This is a genomic window from Phyllobacterium phragmitis, assembly GCF_002980495.1.
Taxonomy (GTDB): domain Bacteria; phylum Pseudomonadota; class Alphaproteobacteria; order Rhizobiales; family Rhizobiaceae; genus Paramesorhizobium; species Paramesorhizobium phragmitis.
In genome coordinates, this window is record NZ_PVBR01000017.1 from 88,075 (window position 1) to 108,141 (window position 20,067).

Annotated in this window: 17 protein-coding genes and 2 pseudogenes; 14 read left to right on the forward strand and 5 right to left on the reverse strand. The window is 59.9% G+C overall.

Annotated features, from left to right (window positions below):
* Positions 1 to 107 precede the first annotated feature (107 nt).
* Genes C5748_RS20095 through C5748_RS20105 form a run of 3 tightly spaced genes read left to right on the forward strand, consistent with a single transcriptional unit; the run spans position 108 to position 4,770 of the window.
* The gene (locus tag C5748_RS20095; RefSeq protein ID WP_146119575.1) at positions 108 to 1,601 is read left to right on the forward strand and encodes an efflux transporter outer membrane subunit; all 1,494 of its coding nucleotides are present in this window, start codon (positions 108 to 110) and stop codon (positions 1,599 to 1,601) included.
* A complete protein-coding gene (locus C5748_RS20100) occupies positions 1,598 to 2,809 on the forward strand; it encodes an efflux RND transporter periplasmic adaptor subunit (protein WP_105743722.1) in 1,212 nt (403 codons plus the stop codon). Before C5748_RS20095 ends, C5748_RS20100 begins: the two co-directional genes overlap by 4 nt.
* Positions 2,806 to 4,770 (forward strand): MacB family efflux pump subunit, encoded by a 1,965-nt coding sequence (locus C5748_RS20105; protein WP_105743723.1) that lies wholly within the window; start codon positions 2,806 to 2,808, stop codon positions 4,768 to 4,770. The genes C5748_RS20100 and C5748_RS20105 overlap by 4 nt, the downstream gene beginning before the upstream one ends.
* 299 nt (positions 4,771 to 5,069) lie before the next feature.
* Here C5748_RS20105 and C5748_RS20110 read toward each other — a convergent pair whose 3' ends face one another.
* Positions 5,070 to 5,549 carry a VirK family protein gene (locus C5748_RS20110; RefSeq protein WP_105743724.1) on the reverse strand — a complete coding sequence of 160 codons (480 nt, stop codon included), beginning with the start codon at positions 5,547 to 5,549 and terminating at the stop codon, positions 5,070 to 5,072.
* A 249-nt stretch (positions 5,550 to 5,798) separates the two neighbouring features.
* Here C5748_RS20110 and C5748_RS20115 point away from each other — a divergent pair, with 249 nt between their 5' ends.
* The 3 genes from C5748_RS20115 (at position 5,799) to C5748_RS20125 (ending at position 7,049) form a co-directional block, all read left to right on the forward strand.
* Entirely contained in the window at positions 5,799 to 6,008 is a 210-nt protein-coding gene (locus tag C5748_RS20115; RefSeq protein ID WP_105743725.1) for a hypothetical protein, read from the forward strand.
* Between the two features lie 68 nt (positions 6,009 to 6,076).
* The gene (locus C5748_RS20120; RefSeq protein WP_105743743.1) at positions 6,077 to 6,430 is read left to right on the forward strand and encodes a PadR family transcriptional regulator; all 354 of its coding nucleotides are present in this window, start codon (positions 6,077 to 6,079) and stop codon (positions 6,428 to 6,430) included.
* Entirely contained in the window at positions 6,414 to 7,049 is a 636-nt protein-coding gene (locus tag C5748_RS20125; RefSeq protein ID WP_105743726.1) for a hypothetical protein, read from the forward strand. The genes C5748_RS20120 and C5748_RS20125 overlap by 17 nt, the downstream gene beginning before the upstream one ends.
* Positions 7,050 to 7,240: 191 nt before the next feature.
* Here C5748_RS20125 and C5748_RS20130 read toward each other — a convergent pair.
* A pseudogene (locus C5748_RS20130) lies at positions 7,241 to 9,436 on the reverse strand (heavy metal translocating P-type ATPase); the annotation flags it as partial.
* 99 nt (positions 9,437 to 9,535) lie between these two features.
* On the opposite strand from C5748_RS20130, the gene C5748_RS20135 reads away from it, so the two are divergent.
* Positions 9,536 to 9,958 carry a MerR family transcriptional regulator gene (locus tag C5748_RS20135; protein ID WP_105743728.1) on the forward strand — a complete coding sequence of 141 codons (423 nt, stop codon included), beginning with the start codon at positions 9,536 to 9,538 and terminating at the stop codon, positions 9,956 to 9,958.
* Between the two features lie 291 nt (positions 9,959 to 10,249).
* Here the strand turns inward: C5748_RS20135 and C5748_RS20140 are convergent.
* A pseudogene (locus C5748_RS20140) lies at positions 10,250 to 10,480 on the reverse strand (ABC transporter ATP-binding protein); the annotation flags it as partial.
* Between the two features lie 175 nt (positions 10,481 to 10,655).
* Positions 10,656 to 11,489 (reverse strand): sulfite exporter TauE/SafE family protein, encoded by an 834-nt coding sequence (locus C5748_RS20145; RefSeq protein WP_105743729.1) that lies wholly within the window; start codon positions 11,487 to 11,489, stop codon positions 10,656 to 10,658.
* Between the two features lie 393 nt (positions 11,490 to 11,882).
* Between C5748_RS20145 and C5748_RS20150 the strand changes: the two genes are divergently transcribed.
* From C5748_RS20150 to C5748_RS20170, 5 genes are all read left to right on the forward strand, one after another.
* Positions 11,883 to 12,575, forward strand: a complete 693-nt coding sequence (locus C5748_RS20150; RefSeq protein ID WP_105743730.1) for a FadR/GntR family transcriptional regulator — start codon at positions 11,883 to 11,885, stop codon at positions 12,573 to 12,575.
* A 424-nt stretch (positions 12,576 to 12,999) separates the two neighbouring features.
* On the forward strand, positions 13,000 to 13,650 hold the full coding sequence (locus C5748_RS20155; RefSeq protein ID WP_105743731.1) for an ABC transporter permease: 651 nt from the start codon (positions 13,000 to 13,002) through the stop codon (positions 13,648 to 13,650).
* A 25-nt stretch (positions 13,651 to 13,675) separates the two neighbouring features.
* Complete coding sequence (locus C5748_RS20160) at positions 13,676 to 14,788, forward strand: ABC transporter ATP-binding protein (RefSeq protein WP_105743732.1); 1,113 nt, start codon at positions 13,676 to 13,678, stop codon at positions 14,786 to 14,788.
* Complete coding sequence (locus C5748_RS20165; RefSeq protein ID WP_105743733.1) at positions 14,781 to 15,521, forward strand: ABC transporter permease; 741 nt, start codon at positions 14,781 to 14,783, stop codon at positions 15,519 to 15,521. The genes C5748_RS20160 and C5748_RS20165 overlap by 8 nt, the downstream gene beginning before the upstream one ends.
* Before the next feature lie 52 nt (positions 15,522 to 15,573).
* The gene (locus tag C5748_RS20170) at positions 15,574 to 16,458 is read left to right on the forward strand and encodes a glycine betaine ABC transporter substrate-binding protein (protein WP_105743734.1); all 885 of its coding nucleotides are present in this window, start codon (positions 15,574 to 15,576) and stop codon (positions 16,456 to 16,458) included.
* 163 nt (positions 16,459 to 16,621) lie between these two features.
* Here C5748_RS20170 and C5748_RS20175 read toward each other — a convergent pair whose 3' ends face one another.
* Positions 16,622 to 16,936: a hypothetical protein gene (locus C5748_RS20175; protein ID WP_105743735.1), complete on the reverse strand. Its 315-nt coding sequence runs from the start codon at positions 16,934 to 16,936 to the stop codon at positions 16,622 to 16,624.
* Positions 16,937 to 17,343: 407 nt separating this feature from the next.
* On the opposite strand from C5748_RS20175, the gene C5748_RS20180 reads away from it, so the two are divergent.
* Positions 17,344 to 17,754, forward strand: a complete 411-nt coding sequence (locus C5748_RS20180; protein WP_105743736.1) for a helix-turn-helix domain-containing protein — start codon at positions 17,344 to 17,346, stop codon at positions 17,752 to 17,754.
* A gap of 647 nt (positions 17,755 to 18,401) precedes the next feature.
* Positions 18,402 to 20,067: DUF11 domain-containing protein (locus C5748_RS20185; RefSeq protein WP_158259905.1), on the forward strand; the 1,666-nt coding region annotated here is incomplete at its 3' end.

Consider the following 20,067-nt stretch of genomic DNA (forward strand, 5'->3'; position numbering starts at 1 on the left):
AATCGTCAGGGGAGCGTCGCCATGCGATATGAAAAAATCTTGCCGCAATCGCCATGTAACGCGAAGTCGTTCATTGCTCTCATTTTCCTCGCTGCGAGGCCAATTTTTTGACGATACCGTTTGTTCGCTTCACGTTTCTCTCGGCGTTCCTGCCGCTGATTGCGGCGTGCGTCGCGGTTGGTCCTGACTATCAAAAGCCCATTGTCTCGATGCCGGCCCGCTGGAACGCAAAAACCGGCACCGCGGTGCCGCGCCTGGGTGACTGGTGGAAGAACCTGAATGATCCCGTCCTCGATCAGCTGATCACCGACGGCATTGCGGGCAGTCCCGATGTCGCCATCGCCAAGGCCAAGGTGCGTCAGGCAAGGGCGAGCTATGCCTATGCGGGCGGATCGCTCTACCCCTCCCTGGACGGCAGCGGCAGCTATACCCGTTCCCATACGGCCGGGTCTTCGTCCCGGTCGGAGATATCATCGCAGTCACACACCTCCTCGCAATCGAAATTCGGGTTCGATACCAAATGGGAGCTGGATCTCTTCGGCGGCAACCTACGTGGCGCGGAAGCGGCCTATTACAGCCTGGAATCTGCGGATGAGCGGCTGCGCGATGCACTTGTTGCGCTCATCGGCGACATCGCGACGAATTATGTGCAATTGCGCGGCACGCAGGCCAATATCGCCATTGCCCAGCGAAATGCAGCTTCCCAACGCCAGACGGTCGCATTGACGCGCAACAAGTTGGCCGCCGGCGATATATCGCGGCTGGATCTGCTGAATGCGGAAGCGCTGGCGGCATCGACAGAGGCACAGATCCCGACCATGCGCATCCAATATGCGGGTTATCTCAATACGCTATCGGTGCTCACCGGCATCTCCACGACTGCTCTTGCGAGCATGCTCGACAGGCCCCGTCCCATTCCCGTCGCTCCGTCCAAGGTCGCGGTGGAGCTTCCCGCGGAACTCCTTCTGAACCGGCCCGATGTTCGCGCGGCCGAACGCGACTATGCCAGTTCGACCGCCCAGATCGGCCAGAAGCAGGCCGCGCTCTATCCGGGTATTTCTCTCAGCGGAGACATAGGCACCGGCGGTACCCGTCTCGGTGATATCGCCAGAATGTCGACCATCGGCTGGAGCTTCGGGCCGAGCCTCAGCATACCGATTTTCCAGGGCGGGAGACTCAATGCCGATGTCGCACTCGCCAAAGCTCAGCGTGATGAATCCTTCGTCGCCTATCGCAAGGCGATCTTGCAGGCGCTCAGCGACGTCGAAAATGCCAGTGTCTCGCTGAACCAGAACCGTCTTCGCTACATCCAGCTGCAAAAGGCCGCCCGCAGCAGCCGGCAAGCCAATACACTCGCATTGGAGCTCTACAAGGCCGGCTCGAATAGCTTCCTGCAGGTGTTGACCGCGCAAAGGGATCTGCTTTCCGCGGAGACGAGCCTGACGCAGTCCAGGGCGGATCTCGTCGTGAGCTATGTCACCTTGCAAAAAGCGCTCGGCGGCGGCTGGAACGGACGTGTCGATGCGAGCAAGCCGGAAATCGTCGATGGCTACACCGGCCCTCATCTTGTGAAAACAGGGATACCAGATAGGCCGTCATGAAACCAATTCACATGCGCGGCAAGCGCCGTTTCCGCTGGCGTCTCTGGCTTGCCCTTCTCGGCGTGTTGCTCATTGCTGCCTATCTCGGCTTCCGCCATTGGACCCGGGAGGAGCCGCTTCCGCCGCTTTCCACCGTTCAGCGCGGCAATGTCGAAAGCTCCGTGCTGGCGACGGGCACTTTGAAGCCGCAACATCTCGTCGCTGTCGGCGCGCAGGCGACCGGCCGCATTCTCTCGCTCAAGGTCCGGCCCGGACAGAATGTCAGGAAAGGCGAGGTGGTCGCCCTCATCGATTCGACCACGCAGGAAAACGATCTGCGCAAATTTCGCGCGCAGCTTCGTGAGCAAGAAGCCACACGCGACCAGCACCTGGCCGAGCTGGAACTTGCCAAACAGGAGCTTGCACGCAACCAGCTCATGATCACCAGCAATGCCGTCTCCAAAGCCGCATACAACCAGGCCGCAAACAAGGTGAAAACGGTGGAAGCGCAAGTGGCGTATAGTGAAGCGTCCATTGCCGCCGCGCAGATCGACGTGCAGATCGCGGAAGCCAACCTGGCCTATACCCGCATAACGGCGCCCATCGACGGTACGGTCCTCGCCACGGTCGTCCAGGAAGGCCAGACCGTCAATGCCCAGCAGTCCGCACCGATGATTGCCATTCTCGGCCAGCTGGACACCATGGTCGTCGAGGCCGATATTTCGGAAGCCGACGTCACGCAGGTGCATGAAGGCCTGCCGCTCTACTTCACGATATCCGGCCAGAGCGGAAAGCGTTACGAAGGGAAGCTCGAAAAGATCGATCCTGCACCTGATACCATCGTCAACGACAAAAGCTTCAATGTAGCCAACAGTACGCCGTCCAGCGGAACAACAGCTTCGGCCGTCTACTATAAGGGCATATTCAGCGTTCCCAATCCGGACCGTTTGCTCAGGACCTATATGACGGCGGAGGTCCATATCCTTCTGGCGAGTGCGAAGGACGTGCTTCTCGTGCCTGTCTCCGCGCTCAAGCCTTCCGGCACGCCTGATAAGGCGACCGTACGTGTCGTCGCGAGCGATGGAACCATCTCCGAGCGAACGGTCGAGACGGGGATCAGCGACAAGATCATGACGGAAATCCGCTCCGGCCTGCAAGAGGGCGACAAGGTGGTGACCGACAACCAGCCTCCGGCAAAGCCGGGAACCGAGGCCGCGGTCGCGATATGACCGAGCAGCCGCTTATCTCGCTCAAGGGTGTCTTCCGGCACTATCCGTCCGGAGACGATTATACGACTGTTCTCAAGCATATCGACCTCACCATCCATCGCGGCGAGATGGTGGCCATCATCGGTGCTTCCGGTTCGGGAAAATCCACGCTGATGAACATCCTTGGATGCCTCGACAGGCCGTCCGAAGGGCAGTACCTGATTTCGGGCCGCGAGACCTCCGAGCTCGAACCGGACGAACTGGCCGAATTGCGGCGGGAGCATTTCGGCTTCATCTTCCAGCGCTATCATCTGCTGGCCGAGCTCGATGCGGTGGGAAATGTGGAAATTCCGGCGATCTATGCCGGGCAGAACCGCGAGAAGAGGCGCAGCAAGGCGCAAGCCATCCTGCAGCGGCTCGGCATGGGCGACCGGACGCATCACCGTCCAAGCCAGCTTTCCGGCGGCCAGCAACAACGCGTCTCGATCGCCCGCGCGCTGATCAACGATGCCGATGTCATTCTCGCCGACGAGCCGACGGGCGCGCTCGACAGCCGCAGTGGTGAGGAGGTGCTGGATATTCTCGGCGAATTGAACCGGGAAGGTCGGACGATCATCATCGTCACGCATGACCGCAACGTGGCAGCGCGGGCCGGGCGCATCATCGAGATCCGGGACGGCGAAATCATTGCCGATACCGCAACCGATGTGGCTTCTCAAGCTGATGCTTCCGGCGGCGCGCTGACGCGGAAGCAGGGGAAGGCGGGACTTTTCAGCGGTCTGCGCGATCGCTTCGGCGAAGCCTTCGCCATGGCCTTGCGTTCCATGAACGCACACCGCATGCGGACTTTCCTGACCATGCTCGGCATCATCATCGGAACCGCGTCGGTCATTTGCGTGGTGGCGCTCGGCGAGGGCTCCCGACAGCACATCCTGGACCAGATAAGCGACCTCGGCACCAACACGCTGGAGATCTATCCAGGGCATGGCTTCGGCGATCTGAAGGCCGCGCAGATCACCACGCTGACCGTCGATGATGCGCGTGAGCTGGGCAAGCTTCCCTATATCATGGCCGCGACGCCGACCGCCTCCACCGCATCGACGGTGCGCGTCGGCGACAAGGAGGTCGGTGCGCAGGTGAGGGGGGTCGGCCAACAATATTTCCTCACCCGCAACAGCAAGCTGACGGAAGGCCGTTTCTTCGACCAGAGCAGCGTCGACAGCCTGGCGCAGGACGCGGTGATCGACACGAATGCCAGAAAGACCCTTTTCCCGAATGTTTCCGGTTCGGTCATCGGCAAGATCTTCCTTCTACCGAAGATGCCCGTCCGGGTCATCGGCGTCATCAAGTCAGAGGAGCGTGGCATGGGGTCCGATCAAAGCCTCTCGGTTTTTCTCCCCTATACGACGGTCCAGACCCGGATGACGGGATCGCAAACCCTGGAGAGCATCATATTGCGGGTTCGCGACAATACCGACCCCGCGCAGGCGGAGAAGATGGTGACCGCATTCCTCAAACAGCGCCATGGCGAGCCGGACTTCTTCATCTTCAACACGGACAGCTTCCACAAGACCGTGGAGGCAACAACGCAGGCGCTGGCCATCCTGATTGCGTCGATCGCCGGCATATCCCTGTTCGTCGGCGGCATCGGTGTCATGAACATCATGCTCGTCGCGGTCTCGGAGCGGATAAACGAGATCGGCGTCCGCATGGCGGTCGGCGCGCGGCAGAGCGATATCCTGCAGCAATTCCTGATCGAAGCCGTGCTCGTCTGCTTGTTGGGCGGACTGGTAGGCGTGTTGATCGCGGGCGGTTTCGGGCTGCTTTTCTCGGAGTTCAATACGAGCTTCCACCTGATCTATTCGCCGATGTCGATCGTCATCGCGATTGCCTGTTCAAGCCTGATCGGGATCGGCTTCGGCTTCTTTCCCGCTCGCAATGCTTCAAAACTCGACCCTGTCGTTGCCCTTGCCCGGGACTGACGAGAAGGGGCAAGTAGGGACGGCCAAAGGAGGACAAGATGAACCGAAATGAGCAGAAATGTCGCTTGGCGGTAGAGCGGTTCCTGTTTTGACGGAAACGTCCAGCCTTACCATTCTGCACCGCCTGAACGCCTGAACGTATCGTTTCCGTCTGAAAGTGAACTGCTCTAAATATAGGAATGCGCCGGTTTGGTTCGTATTGAGCATTTCATGAGAATATCGACCGATGGATTCTCATCGGATCAAATGGAAAATGACAAATCATCTCACGCAATAAATCTGCATCGATGCCAAGTATCCTATTTACCGGGACCGCCTGTCGCAGGAATAACGCCTGTTTCCGGCATGAACTGCTGACCGGTGCCCAAAGGGCACTCGAAAACCATCGGGTCGGACAGTTGCTTGTAGGTTGTCGGTGACAGCCTTCGCGCCGTAACGGTCGCCATGTCATTGGGCGTGATCCGGTATTGTACCAATTCAAGAACAGGCGTCCCGTCAGGCATTACGGTGAGGTGCCGGTCGGCGTAAGCAATTGCTGGCTTCGGCCCGGGCAATATCATGAAATCCCTGATGGTGAGGCCGCCGATGGGCATGGCGGCAGGAAGTTTTTCTCCGGCGGGGTGACCGCATTTATCCAGATGGGAAATGGAAACCGTCGGGGTTCCTGCCAGAAGGCGATCGCGTAAATCGTCGAACTGGGTGCCTGTTGCCGCCTGGGCGCTTGCGATGAAAGAGAAAAGAGCCGTTGCCGAAATAAGCGTGGAGAGAATGTGCAGCATGTCCTTGTCTCGCGAAAGTTGTCGAGGGTGACAGTATCTACCTCCGGGGCGGTCATTGCCACCCTAAATCGAACTCCCATAGTGGGGGGGTATTTGGAGCCGGATATGCGCGTTGCATCCACTCTTGGCCCAAGAATCGCTGAATTTATCAGCATAATTGCCTGTTCTGTCCGGATTAGGCCCTGAATCCATAAAGGGTTGACGCTTCCCGAATGTGTCCGACTTGTGTCGGATATTGAGGAAAACAGGATGGACGAAGCCCCCTTTGTCGAGCGCATATTCGAGCTTGATGGCGATGATTTTCTCGTGCGCTTCTATGTGCCGGCGAGAGGTGTTGGCGGCGAGTTCAAGTGCCGCCGAACTGTGGTGCAGGCCCACTCTACAACATCCGACGTTTCCCCACGCAATGAGGCTTCATCGGGAATATCCGGAGCATCGATGATCGTTGAAGGCGATTGATGGCTTGCATACCTCGAACTGATTGGTATATATACCTTGAACTGACATGTATTGAGAGGTGAATGTCCATGCCGAATCCTCGAACGAACCCGAACTTCATGAATGGCGTGCCGGAACTCCTGGTCCTGAAACTCCTCGCGGAGCGGGAGATGTATGGATACGAGGTTGTTCAGGCCGTTCGCCGCCGGACCGGTGAGACGATCACGCTCGGCGAGGGGGTGATCTATCCCGTGCTCCACGGCCTGGAGCGTGAGGGTGCGCTCAATTCGCGCCGCCAGACCGTGAACGGCCGCAGCCGGATTTATTATTCGATCACCGCTGCGGGCATGCGGCGGCTGTCCGATCTCACTGGAAGCTGGACCAGGCTCACCATGGCCATTCAGGATGTCGTTGCAGGAGGAAAGTATGTCCCGACCGTTTGATCCGCTTCGCGAGCGGCTGCTCCGCGCCGGTATCGCACCACGCTATGTCCACCGATATCTGACGGAGCTGAGCGAGCATTTTGAGGATCTCACAGCCACATTTGTGCAATCCGGGCTTCCCAAGTCAGAAGCGGAAGCCCGATCGCACGCCAGGCTGGGAAATTTGGAAGATTTGGCTCAGGCGATGATCCGCCGCCGCGACCTGCGATCCTGGCACGCTCGAGCCCCTTGGGCGACGCTGGTGCTTGCGCCTTCTCTGATCCTTGCCGCCGGCGTTGCCGGATGCATCTTGTTGCTCGTCGCCATCCGGCATTACGGAGCTGGATCGGGCGGCCTTACCGAGGCCATCACGGCGCTGTCCAATCTGATCCTGCCGATCTTGTGCGGCTGGAGCATTGCCGCCATCGCCGTGCGGCAGCGTCTGCAACCGGTCTGGCCGACCGTTGCTCTCATCATTGTGGCGTTGCTGGGGAGCATGGTGCATCTGGGTGCCCACAACCTCACCGTGGGCATCGGCATGCCCCCGGATATGCGTTTCGCTCTCAATTTGCTGTTGACCCTGTCGCCTTATCTCGTTTGGCGACGGTGGCTGATGCCTGCATTGGATGATTCCCGATAGGCCGGCGGCGTCCACTACGGATGCCGCCAACCCCCAGCCCAGGGAAACGCTGCCCCACAGGCGGCGAGGATCGACCGGCAAGGGCCATGACACGTATACTGGTCCGCCTATCAATGAAGGAGGCTGGCGCGATGCTCTTGCGAGGAAACATACTCAGGGGCGCTGTGGAAGATCGGGAAGTGAATAGCGAGTTATCTCCGCAACAGCCGCAACGCATTCATCGTCACCAGCACGGTCGCGCCGGTATCGGCGAGGATCGCCGGCCAGAGGCCGGTGATGCCGATGATCGTCGTGGCGAAGAAGACGCCTTTCAGGCCGATGGCGATCGTGATGTTCTGGTGAATATTGCGCATGGTGCGCTTGGAGAGGTCCACCATCTCGGCCACATCACCCACCCGCCCGTGCAGGCTGGCGGCATCCGCTGTCTCCAGCGCCACATCGGCGCCGCCACCCATGGCGATGCCGACATCGGCGGCGGCGAGTGCGGGCGCGTCGTTGATGCCGTCGCCGATCTTGGCAACGATCAGGCCTTCGCGGCGCAATTTGTTGACGATGCGCTGCTTGTCCTCCGGCAGAAGTTCGGCCCGCACCTCTATATCAAGCTCGCGCCCAATGGCTTCCGCCGTGCGCCTGACGTCGCCGGTGAGCATCACCGTGCGAATATCAGCCGCTTTCAGTCGCTTTAGCCCGGCCATCGCATCGGCGCGCGGTTCGTCCCGCATGGCGATGGCGCCCGCGATTTTACCGTCGGCAATAAGCACCGACACGGTCTTGCCCTCGTCATTGCAGGCCGCGATGCGTGCCAAGAGATCGTCGGGAATGGCTGCCTTTTCAGCCGCCGCCTTGCGAGAACCCAGAAAAAGCTCGGTCTCGCCCGACCGGCCCGAGACACCCTTCCCGCCATGCGCCCTGGCATCGGTGATTGGACGGCGCTCCAGCTCGCGGGCATCCGCCTCAGCCAAAATGGCCGATGCCAGCGGATGACTGGAGCCGACGTCGAGGGAGGCCGCAAGACGCAAAACCTCGTCTTCCGGCAGTGCGCCCGCCAGCACATCCGTCACCTGCGGCTTGCCTTCGCTGAGCGTGCCCGTCTTGTCGAAGCAGGCGGCTGTGATCTTGCCCATGGTTTCCAGCACCGCGCCGCCCTTCATCAGCAGGCCACGCCGCGCGCCCGATGAGAGCGCCGCCGCGATGGCCGCCGGAGTGGAGATGACCAGCGCGCAGGGACAGCCGATCAGCAGGATCGCCAGGCCCTTGTAGATCCATTCGTCCCAGCTTCCTCCCATGGTCAATGGCGGCACCAGCGCTACCAGCGCCGCCACGCCGACCACGCCCGGCGTGTAATAAGTGGAGAAGCGGTTGATGAAGCGCTCGGTCGGCGCCTTGGCTTCCTGCGCCTCCTCCACCAGCCGCACCACACGCGCAATGGTGTTGTCGTTGGCCGCAGCTGTTACCTTTACCCGCAGCAATCCATCGCCATTGATCGTGCCGGCAAAAACCTTGTCGCCGGTTTCTTTGGCCACCGGCGTGCTCTCGCCCGTGACGGGCGCCTGATCGATCGCGCTTTGGCCCGACAGGATTTCACCATCGGCAGGCACACGGTCGCCGGGCCGGACCGCGATGATATCGCCAGGCTGCAAATCGTCCGCCGGAATTTCGGTGGTCGATCCATCGCGCTCGATAAAGGCGGTCTTCGGCACCAGTGCGGTCAGCGAGCGGATGCTTGCCCGCGCCCGTCCAGCCGCCACCCCCTCCAACATTTCACCGGCGAGAAAAAGAAACACCACCGCCGCCGCTTCCTCGGTCGCGCCGATGATGACGGCGCCGATGGCTGCAATCGTCATCAGCATCTCGATGGAGAACGGCGATCCATTGATCGCCGCCATGATGGCGCGCCGCGCAATCGGGATAAGACCGATCAGCAACGCCGCCAGGAAGGCCCACAATTCGATTGCCGGATAGAGATGGCCGATACCATAAGCGAGAACGAGACCGCCGCCGGAGGCAAACAGCATCCGCGCCTTGCCCACACGCCACCATGACTCGGGCGTTGCCGCTTGCGCTCTTTTCGCGGAGGCGGCTTCCGCGAGAGACGTTTCGTAGCCGAGCCCCGAGACCTTGGCGGCAATCTCTTGGGCTTTCGCCGTGCCGTCATGGTTGACCGTCATTGCGCCGCTGGTGACGGAAACCGAAACGTCGCGCACACCGGGCAGACGGCGCACCGCCGTGTCGACCTTGGCCGCACACGACGCGCAATCCATGCCCTCGACGCGGAAACGGAAGCTCAAACCCGTCGCGGCAATTTCCCTCGAGTGGGTTTCATCATGCGAATGGTTGTGATGATGGCCGCCACAGCACGAATCATGGTGCGGGTGATCATGATCATGCGCCTTCTCGATGCGAATCTGGTTCATGACTGGTCCTCTTCACATTGCCTGCAACAAGCCCTACATCCTCTAGTGACTAGAGGAGCAAGAGGAAAAATCATGTCCGATGTCCCGATTGGCGAAGCCTCGAAGGCGAGCGGCGTCAAGATTGCCACCATCCGCTATTATGAGCAGATCGGCCTTCTGCCCGCTCCGCCGCGTACCGAAGGCAACCGCCGGCTTTATGAGAGAAGCGACATCGAACGGCTTCTGTTCATCCGCCACGCCCGGGATTTGGGCTTCGAGATCGACGCCATCCGTACGCTTCTCGACCTGCAGGATAATCCCGACCAATCCTGCGAGGCCGCCGACGCAATCGCCAGCGCGCGGCTCGCCGATGTGGAAAACCGCATCGCCAAGCTTTTATCTCTCAAGACGGAGTTGATTCGAATGCTGGATTGCACGGCCCATGGCCGCGTCGATCAATGCCGGGTGATCGAAGTGCTCGGTCACCACCAGGAATGCCTGAGTCCGGCGCACTAAGCCCGCTCGACCGGCTGAACATCGAGGTCGTGCCGCCTGGCTGATCAGTTCCGCCCATCAGAGGCAGCGGCGCCGATTATCCGTCTTCTGCCGGCGGATACAAACCTCGGTCGCGCGAGCATCGCATATCGCCTTTGCTTGCTCAAATCGCCCCTCATTGGTCGATGCGATCGGCCGCCATTCACCTGAAGAACTGCTGCCGTGCTCAATGGTCTTCCTGATTGAGCGCGTCGTTCAAGCCGTCACCCAGCAGATTGAAGCCAAGCACGATGAGGACAATGGCGAGGCCGGGAGCCGCTCCCGCTTTTCGTTAAGCCGCGGCAAGGAGCCGAGCAACCCGACGGTGTAAGGGTGTTCTGGAGAGGTGAAAAGTTCATTGACCGAACATTGTTCGACCACCTGACCAGCATACATGACGATCACATCATCGCAAGCTTCGGCGATCACGCTCAGGTCGTGAGCAATCAGGATGATGGCGGTGGTAGGCTCATCCGCAATCAACAGCTCAGGATCACAGGCGAGGGGATGCAAATGGGTGATTGGATACAGCCACGTCCGCAGATCGAGAGCCGAGGTTTCATGAGAACGTGGAACGAGCTCCGGCATATTCGTTGCTCTCGGCCGGAGACGGCTCAGCTGAGGAGCCTGCGAAGTCTTAAGGGGGCAATGGCTCCGGCTGTGGGTGTCGGTCGGGAGTTCAGAACATGAACCGGTAGGTGTCGAACATCATCTTGGCGGAGGTGATGGTGAGGAAGATGCCGAAAAGCATGCGAAGCGTGCGCGGTTCGACGGAATGGGCCGTGCGGGCGCCGAGCGGGGCGAACCACATGCTGGTGAAAACGATCGCCACCAGTCCACCGAGATTGACGTAACCCAAAGAGAAAACCGGAAGACCGGCCTTGCCCCAGCCGTTGATGATATAGCCAATCGTTCCCGGCAGCGCGATGATGAGACCCACCACGGATGCGGTGCCCACGGCGCGGCGGACGGGGTAGCTGAAAATGCTGAGCGCCGGCACCGTCAGGGTCCCGCCTCCGATCCCCATGAGTGTGGAAATGGTGCCGATGGCGGTCGCCATTCCGGCCTGTCCGGCTCGTCGGGGCAATCCCTTGAATGGGTGCCAGCCTTCGCGGGTGAACAGCATGTAGAGCGCCACGACCGCGGCCACGACGGCGAAGACAGCCGTCAGAATTGGTCCCGATGCGTAGGCCGCAATGACAACACCGATCACGACGCCGATCGCGACGAACGGCGACCAGAGTTTCAGGAGATCGGCATCCACCGCACCCTTCGCCTTGTGGGCACGGATGGACTGGATGGATGTCGGGATGATGGTGGCAAGCGACGTGCCCACCGCAATGTGCGCCCGCAAGGCAGGATCCACGTCGAAGACACCCAGGACATGATAGAGGACCGGCACGACGACAATCCCGCCGCCGACGCCGAGCAGGCCGGCCAGAAAACCCGACACGCAGCCTACGAGGCCGAGAACGAGCGCAAATGTCGTCAGAAGCGTGATGGATGCGGGCATGATCAACCTCGGGTCGGAAAGAATGGCGCCCGGCGTGGCCGCCGCGTCGAAGAAAGGATGCAGTCATCGCGGTAGATGGCCGATGACCGTTATCTGGCGGCGGTATAACTCTGCATGTGTCTATTCATCTGAGATCCCCTTTTTGATATTTAGCACGAACCAATTATGAAAGGTTCGTATTTCTTTGCAGAAAATATGTTTCTGAACATTTAGCTCCTGCAAAGGAAATCCGCATTTTTTCATCAAGTCAACGAAAGCCTGAGAAATTTTCCCCTGTTTATCGGTGTTCTGGCCAATCTGCTGAAATTTCAGGCGGGCTGTATGCCTTGCGAAATGGTTCGCATTGGTTCACAACATGCGGCAACAAGACGGAAGCGGTGAGGATTAAGTCATATGCCAAACGCCATCGGGGATGCCCACCTGCAGGCAATGAAGATTCTGCGGGAAGCAATCGGAAATGCGGATGAAAGATACATCACGGGAGAGCGATTGATGCCTGAGAGAGATCTTGGGGAAGTGCTCGGCATAAGCCGTCGGGCAGTGCGGGAAGCCCTCAACGTCTTGGAAGGAGAAGGTCTGATTTTCCGCAGGCAGGGCCAGGGAACTTTCATTCGGGAAGTCGGATCGAAGTCCACCGGCTTGAAAGCGCTGGCGAATAGAACAAGCCCCCAAGACATAATTGAAGCCAGGCTTGAGATTGAGCCGATATTGGCTCGGCTTTCGGCGATACGGGCGACCCCGCTTGAGATCGATCAGATGAAACTCTTCGTACAGCGTGCGGGAAGTGTAAGTTCAGCAAAGGAATATGAACGCTGGGATAGCGCGTTTCACGCAAAGATTGCCGAAAGTGTCCGCAATTCCATGCTGTGGGGCGTCTTCCGTTTGATCAATTCGGTCCGAAAGGAGCAGGGCTGGATCGCCTCGAGGACGAGCGTCTTCACCCAAGGCGTCAGCGACGAAATGATGCGCCAGCACTCCGCGATTGTCTGGGCGATAGAAAAACGCATCCCTGATAAGGCTGAGGAAGCCATGCGCGCGCATATCTTGACTGCCGGCGCACGCATAAGCCAGTCGGTGGAGACATAATCGCCGGACCTGTCAAGTGAACGGGCAATTTCGGCAACAGTCCAGGCTCCTCGGCATGCTGTCCCATCTTCGCCGATCGTGGTCTCGGCCAGCGCGTTACCGGCATCGCGCTTGCGCTGATGCTGGTCTTGCCTTCGAGGCTCAGTTGGGTGCCGCCTCGCATCGGGTCACCATGCCGCGAGGAGTCGCAAAGATTGCTCTCGGCCCCGGACACCTCCACTCGAAGAGCGGATAAGCGAACGCGAGTAAACCCCGTCAGGCTAAACGGTGCTGTGATGAAGACCGCCTGACAGTGCGGTCTTGACCCGACATTCCCCATGTGAGTCCGGGTACCAACCAGCCAGCGCGAGGATCAGATCCAGCGGTAGGCCAGCGATAGGGTTGCATGTTGCTTCCAAAATCGCCTATGACTTGCCGCAAGATAATGGAAATTCTTCAGTATATCATCTCAAACTGGGCGCTGATCATCAGTCGTACCGGTGAACATCTTGCCATCGTCGGTGTCGCCGTCGGGCTGGCGCTGATCACTGGCGTGCCCATTGGTGTGGCCATCAGTCAGAATAGGCGCGCTGCGGCGGTGACGCTCTACGCCGCCTCGATCCTGGTCACGATTCCCTCAATTGCGCTGTTCGGGATCATGATCCCGATCTTGTCGCTTGTCGGTCAGGGTATAGGCTATGTGCCGGCTGTGATTGCGGTGCTGCTCTATTCGCAGCTTCCCATTATCCGCAACACCTATACGGCGATCTCCAATCTCGACCCGGCCTTGCGCGAAGCGGCGCGTGGCATGGGTCTTACGCGGATGCAGCGCTTGCGCGAGGTCGAACTGCCGATCGCGATACCGGTCATCATGGTGGGTGTTCGCATGGCGGTGGTGATGAATATCGGGGTCACGGCCATTGCCGCCTACATTGGCGCCGGCGGCCTTGGCGCCTTCATCTTGCGCGGTATCAGTCAGACAGATCCGCGTCAGCTCGTCACCGGCGCCCTGGCCGTCAGCGTGTTGGCGATTATTGCCGATTTTGGTCTGCTCGGGCTGCAGCGCCTGCTTACCTCCCCGGGCCTCAGGAAATGAGCCTCAGGAAATGAAGAGGGCTTGAATGATCCGACTTGAACACGTTTCGAAGACCTTTCCCAACAGCACCACGCCCGCCGTCGATCATGTGACGCTGGAGGTGCCGGAAGGCGAAATCTGCGTGCTGCTCGGCCCGTCCGGCTGCGGCAAGACCACGACGATGAAGATGGTCAACCGGCTCATCGAGCCGAGCTCGGGCGAGATTTTCATCGGTGACAGGAACACCGCCGACTACGACCCGGTGCAGCTTCGCCGGACGATCGGTTACGTTATCCAGCAGATCGGCCTGTTTCCCAACAAGACCATTGAAGACAATATCTGTCTCGTGCCTGATGTGCTGGGCTGGGAGCGCAGCAAATCGCGGGCGCGCGCGGCGGAATTGCTCGATATGGTGGCTCTCGACCCCGGCACGTTCCTCAAGCGTTATCCCAAGGAACTTTCCGGCGGTCAGCAGCAGCGCATCGGTGTGCTGCGGGCGATTGCCGCCGATCCTCCCGTGCTGCTCATGGACGAACCTTTCGGAGCGATCGACCCGATCAACCGTGAGATCATCCAGGACGAGTTCCTCAAGATGCAGGCACGGATCAAGAAGACCATCATGTTCGTCAGCCACGATATCGACGAGGCGGTCAAGATGGCGGACCGCATCGCCATTTTCCGCGACGGCAGGCTCGTCCAGTACGACACGCCGGACAATATCCTCGCCCATCCCGCAGAAAGTTTCGTTTCCGACTTCGTCGGCGGCGACCGTACATTGAAGCGCCTGCAACTGCTCACCGTCAACGACGCGATGCAGCATGATCCGCCTCGCGTCACGGCGGAAGACACGCTGGAAACCGCCGCCGCAATCATGGCGGAGCATGGCCACCAGGCCATTGTGATCGTCGGCCCGCGCGGTCGGGCGCGTGGATACGTCCAACTGAGCGTGGCGCGCGGAGGGAAAGGCAAGGTCGGTGAAAATCACGAGACCTTGCCCACCACGGTCAAGCCTGGGGAAGACTTGCGGACCGCGGTGTCGACGATGTTCCGCCATGACGTGTCGTGGCTCGCCTGTATCGACGATGAGGGCACATTCAAGGGCTATGTGACGCTACGCAGCATCACCCGCCTGTTGAGCGAGGCCTATCGCGATGGATGAACAGGCGGCTGTCGCGGACATACGCCAATGGTGGCGTGGCGGGCTCTACATCCTCATCTTCTCGCTGGGGGCCTGGGCCTGGGGCAGCGGCTTGCTGCCGGTCCTGCTCGACCACTGGGACGACATCACCTTCCTCGGCCGGCAGCATATCCAGCTCGTTGCCATTTCGGGCGGTTTGGCGATCCTGATCGGCGTACCGGCAGGTGTCGCCCTGACCCGCTCCCGCTTTCGCCGCTACGGCGACGTGGCGATGCAGGTCCTCAATATCGGGGCCACCATTCCCACACTGGCCGTCCTCGCCCTGTCGATGAGCCTCCTCGGCATCGGCAACACGCCCGCGATATTCGCGCTTTTCATCGCCTCGCTGTTGCCGATCGTCGGCAACACCATGGCCGGTATCCGCGCCGTTCCGCCATATCTGCGGGAATCGGCGCGCGGCATGGGGTTGAGCCCGCGGCAAATACTCTGGCAGGTTGAGCTACCCAACGCGCTATTCGTTATCTATGCTGGCATCCGTACGGCTCTGGCCATCAATGTCGGCACGGTCCCGCTTGCCTTTCTTATCGGCGGCGGCGGCCTGGGCGAGCTGATCTTCAGCGGCATCGCCCTCAACCAATTCGGCACCATGCTGGCCGGCGCCATTCCGACCGCGCTGCTGGCTATTGTGGTCGACTTCATCGTCACCCAGTTCCAGTTCTGGACCATTCCGCGCGGTGTCAATCCGATGCGCTGAGCCATGAGGCGAATGCCATCACCTTTTTGCGACGATCAACAGGAGAAATCTTATGAAACATCCAATACGGACTCTGGCATTGGCCGCTATCGCCGTATTTGCAGCGGGTTCCGTCCAGGCGGCGCCAATCGTCGTCGGCGGCAAGGATTTCACCGAGCAGCTGCTGCTTGCCGAGATCACCACGCAGTTGCTCAAGCACGAAGGCTTCGAGGTGGACAAGCGCGACGGGCTTGGTTCCCAGGTTCTCCGCGATGCGCAGGTCAACGGGCAGGTCGATGTCTATTGGGAATATACCGGCACCTCCTTGATCACCTACAACCACATCGACAAGCCGATGAGCGCCGAGGATACCTACAACACGGTCAAGGAACTCGATGCAAAAAAGGGGATCACCTGGCTGAACCCGTCCGCAGCCAACAATACCTATGCCCTCGCGGTTCAGGCGAGCAACGAGAAGACGGATGCGATCAAGTCATTGTCGGACCTCGCGGCATCCTATAACGACGATGGCAACCTGGTCATGGCCGTCAACGCCGAGTTTCCCGGCCGTCCGGACGGACTGCCCGGCCTTGAGAAGGCATATGGGTTCAAGACGACGCGCGCCGATCTCAGGCCGATGGATTCCGGGCTGACCTACCCGGCGCTGCGTGACGGCCAGGTCGATGTCGCTCTCGTCTTCGCCACCGACGGGCGCATCAAGGCGTTCGATTTCCGCATCCTGACCGACGACAAGGGATTTTTCCCCAACTACGCCACTGTGCCGGTGGTGCGCACCTCCGTGCTCGAAGCCAATCCCGGCCTCGAGAAGCCGCTCAATGCCCTCTCGGCCAAGCTTTCCAATAGCGTGATGCAAACGCTCAACGCCGAGGTCGATGTGGACAGGAAGTCCATTGGGGCGGTGGCGACGCAATTCCTCACCGATAACGGCCTTATCTGAATTTGGCCGCACGGTTTCCCGTTCGCAATGCCGAACGGGAAACCGCATGCCCGATCCCACGGCGTCCGCTCCTTTGCACTGGAGCGCCGCCTCGCGCATGGGCTGCAGCCGAGCGTCATCCGGTTCCGACGACGCCTGAGCATCGCCGGGAGATATTTTCGATCTACGGCACCTTCGGCAGATATTGCCTGAGCTGGCTCTTTTGAAGTTCGCTGTAAGCCTGATCGGGGCGCAGGGAGGCAAAGCGCGTCAAAACGCCGATTGCGGCCGTCAAAAGTTGGCGTTCGATCTCCGGGAGGGTCGAATGGTCGGCCACATCCGTGGCAAGCTCGATCGTGGCGCAGGGTCCGAACTCATTCCCATCATGCGTGGAAAGCTGAAGCCGAATCGAACCGCTTACCGTCACGCCGTCGAAACCTTCATGACGCCGTATTCCGAAGACCTGAACATCGCTAACCGAGCGGTTATCATAATTCATGTATGCCTCTCCCGTTCACTTCCCCCAAGTTGAATGACAAGATCACGAAATTTTCGTATAGTATAGCCCATCCCTATGCGATTGCGTAACTTCCGTTGTTATTGCGATGTTGCAGATCGCGGAGTTCTTCGTAGTTGCCGTTTTTCCGTCATGAAACGGACAAGGACGCCCCAACTTTTTGCCACTTTACAGTAAGTGATTGCTCCCTCATTGTTTGCCACGAGGGTGGGACTCAAGATAGCTGCAACACAGCTTTTCAGTCCCTTGTGTGGAAATTGGGGCAATTTGAAAAGTGACATCGGCAGATCGTGCATCATGCGTTTCCGTCCGTGGCCGGCGAGAAAAGGCATCGAACCGGGATCTCCCGATCTATTCGCTCCAAAGCATTGATCGAAAGGCGGCGATTGATGCTCATCACTCATAATTCGACCACGGCTCGCTGCGGCAAGGATCGGGCGGACACAGACGGCAAGCCGCCGATAAAAGCCAGGACCGAACTCTCGCGCTACAATGCAAGAAGAGTGCGGGCGTTCATGAACGAAAATCTTGCGCGAAAGCTTTCGGTGGCCGATCTGGCGGAGGTCTGCGGCCTTTCTCCGAGCCATTTCATCAGCGCCTTCACCGAGACGTTCGGACAGGCGCCATACGGATACCTCCTCAATCTGCGCCTGGCGCACGCCGAAAGGCTGCTCAGGGAGCGCGATGTCTCGATCGCCCAGGTCGCCTATCTCTGCGGGTTTTCCAGCCAGAGCCATCTGACCTCTGCGATGAAAAAGATCAAAGGCGCGACGCCCTTCACGATCCGCAGCCGCAAATAGCGGGCTCGCCAGGCGACAGGCGAAACGGGTTGCGTGAAGATCACGGATCTCCAATTTTGGAGCAGTTCACTTTCAGACGGAAACGCTGCGTTCAGGCGTTCCTCAATCTTGACGGTGAGGTTGCCACCCTATTCCAACCGTCGCAACAGCGGCATTGTTGAGGCATGGATTCCTGTGACAAGCACAGGAATGACGGTGGTTTGGTTGTGGGCAATCAATTGCAGACGTTTCCGCTGCGGAACGGTTGTTATACGGGCGAAACCATCACCACCTCCGTCATTCCTGTGCCCGGGCCTGTGCTTGTCACAGGAATCCTCGCCATCTCCACAGTTCCGGCGATGCAGAAAGATAAGGCTAGACGTTTCCATCAAAACAGGAACCGCTCTAAAACAAGAACTGCTTTAACCTTTCATTAAGACATTTCACGATCCTGAAATGATTTTCAGCAAGTGCTTATGAAAACCATAGGATGTTGAAATACATCCCTGCGCGAGTCTGTCCTTTTCTCTCTCTTGTTGACATTGTCCGGTGCTCGATATGCCTCGGTCGACATTGAAGCGACGGCAATTTGCGGTTGCGCTACTTTGACGGCGTATATGCGGGAGGCGTGCGGTCATCGGATGGTTTCGCATCCGAGGGGACCGTTTATGCTTCATACAGCCTTGCTGCCAGCGCACCAATTCGTCGGCTATCTTTCCCGAGCGGTCAAAATCCGCTCCGGGCTTCCAGCCGCATTTGCGATTGCGCTAAGCGCAGCGGCAGGGTTGTGGAGCGGCGGCGCTGAAGCGCAGGTGTCGGGATCGTTGACGGCCACCGATACACCTATTCCGCTTTATGATCTTCCCGCCCAACCAGCCCTTGCCGGTGGTGGCGGAGCCTTGTGGACCGGCGGCACGCGGAACTTCCCTGCTGAGGCGAACGGCTCGGGTGGCGATGGCGTGCAGGTCTACCGGGGCGTTGCCGCCCGGCTGCAAGCGCCTCCGGCAGCTTGTACCAACGGCACGGCAACCATCACTGCTTCCGTGCGGGTGGTAAACAATGGTCCGACAGCCGGTGCCGCCTATTCCGGTCGGCTTGCCCTGTTCAACAGCAGCAACACCATGCTGGCAACACAGACCACTTTTGATCATCCAGTCGGCACCTTCCGTCGCCTCACCGCAACGACCACCGTCCCCGCAGCTGACATTGCCGCCGGAAATGTTACCGCCGCCCTCTGGCTGGAGACGTATCATGCGGGGTCCAAAGGCTGGACCGCCGACCAGTTCCAGGCCACATACAGCTACTCGGGCTGCGAGGCCGACCTCTCCATCACCAAGGATGATGGCGTCACGACCTATACGCCCGGCCTCGATACCAGCTACACCATCGTCGTCACCAACAACGGGCCGGACGATGTGACCGGCGCTCAGATCACCGATCCGCTGCCGACGGGCATCACGCAGGCGAACTGGACCTGCGGTGGCGCCACGGGCGGCGCTGTGTGCGGTGCACCGAGTGGCACGGGCGCGATCGATACCACCGCCGATCTGCCATCGGGAGCCTCGGTCACCTATACGCTCGGCATCGGGATTCCGAGCAGCTATTCGGGCAGCCTCACCAATACGGCAACGGTCACCGCGCCTGACGACGCGACCGATTCCAACACGACCAACAACACGGCAAGCGATACCGACACGATGGAGCCGCCGCCCGTCTCGGGCGCCTGCTCGCCGCGCGCTGTTACGCCTGCCATGACCTTCACGATGGCGCCTCTCCCTGCAACGGGAAGCGTGGGGAGGTCGCCCGCCACGGGGTGGGATGCCTCCAATCCCTGGATCAAGCAGGGTGGGGATTACGTTCTCCAATGGAGTTTCTCCGAGGCGATCCCGGCCGAACAGATTCAATTCGGCCTTTTCGGCGTTGCCGATGTGTCGGTGGGGGCGACCTTCACAATCACCCTGGGTGCTGGAAGCACCGCCACGGTGGGCCAGATGGCGGTCGTTGCAGGCCAATTCACCCATAATGGATCAGGTGTCATACGTCGCGTCCCCGCGACAGGCACTCAGGTGAACGGTATTTTCGGCTTCAATGGGACCGGTACGATCACGTCCCTCAGGATCACCACCAATGGTGTGCCTGCCGCAGACTACATCGCCCACAATCTTTACGTCCGCCCGGCCTGCCTGACCGTCCAGAAGGTCAGCGAGGGCGACACCGGCAGCTTCGAGTTCGACATGACCAACGTGGTGCAGGCTGACGGCACGGCCGTGCCCTCGACCACGCTGACGACGACGGCGGAGGGCACGCCCGTCTCCTCGCCCGCCTACAACGCGG

Coding starts and splice junctions, on each gene's coding strand:
- C5748_RS20150 (WP_105743730.1), top strand. CDS start 11,883: ATGCCAAACGCCATCGGGGATGCCCACCTGCAGGCAATGAAGATTCTG.
- C5748_RS20170 (WP_105743734.1), top strand. CDS start 15,574: ATGAAACATCCAATACGGACTCTGGCATTGGCCGCTATCGCCGTATTT.
- C5748_RS20160 (WP_105743732.1), top strand. CDS start 13,676: ATGATCCGACTTGAACACGTTTCGAAGACCTTTCCCAACAGCACCACG.
- C5748_RS20105 (WP_105743723.1), top strand. CDS start 2,806: ATGACCGAGCAGCCGCTTATCTCGCTCAAGGGTGTCTTCCGGCACTAT.
- C5748_RS20165 (WP_105743733.1), top strand. CDS start 14,781: ATGGATGAACAGGCGGCTGTCGCGGACATACGCCAATGGTGGCGTGGC.
- C5748_RS20110 (WP_105743724.1), bottom strand. CDS start 5,549: ATGCTGCACATTCTCTCCACGCTTATTTCGGCAACGGCTCTTTTCTCT.
- C5748_RS20145 (WP_105743729.1), bottom strand. CDS start 11,489: ATGCCCGCATCCATCACGCTTCTGACGACATTTGCGCTCGTTCTCGGC.
- C5748_RS20180 (WP_105743736.1), top strand. CDS start 17,344: ATGCTCATCACTCATAATTCGACCACGGCTCGCTGCGGCAAGGATCGG.
- C5748_RS20125 (WP_105743726.1), top strand. CDS start 6,414: ATGTCCCGACCGTTTGATCCGCTTCGCGAGCGGCTGCTCCGCGCCGGT.
- C5748_RS20175 (WP_105743735.1), bottom strand. CDS start 16,936: ATGAATTATGATAACCGCTCGGTTAGCGATGTTCAGGTCTTCGGAATA.
- C5748_RS20155 (WP_105743731.1), top strand. CDS start 13,000: ATGGAAATTCTTCAGTATATCATCTCAAACTGGGCGCTGATCATCAGT.
- C5748_RS20120 (WP_105743743.1), top strand. CDS start 6,077: ATGCCGAATCCTCGAACGAACCCGAACTTCATGAATGGCGTGCCGGAA.
- C5748_RS20115 (WP_105743725.1), top strand. CDS start 5,799: ATGGACGAAGCCCCCTTTGTCGAGCGCATATTCGAGCTTGATGGCGAT.
- C5748_RS20100 (WP_105743722.1), top strand. CDS start 1,598: ATGAAACCAATTCACATGCGCGGCAAGCGCCGTTTCCGCTGGCGTCTC.
- C5748_RS20135 (WP_105743728.1), top strand. CDS start 9,536: ATGTCCGATGTCCCGATTGGCGAAGCCTCGAAGGCGAGCGGCGTCAAG.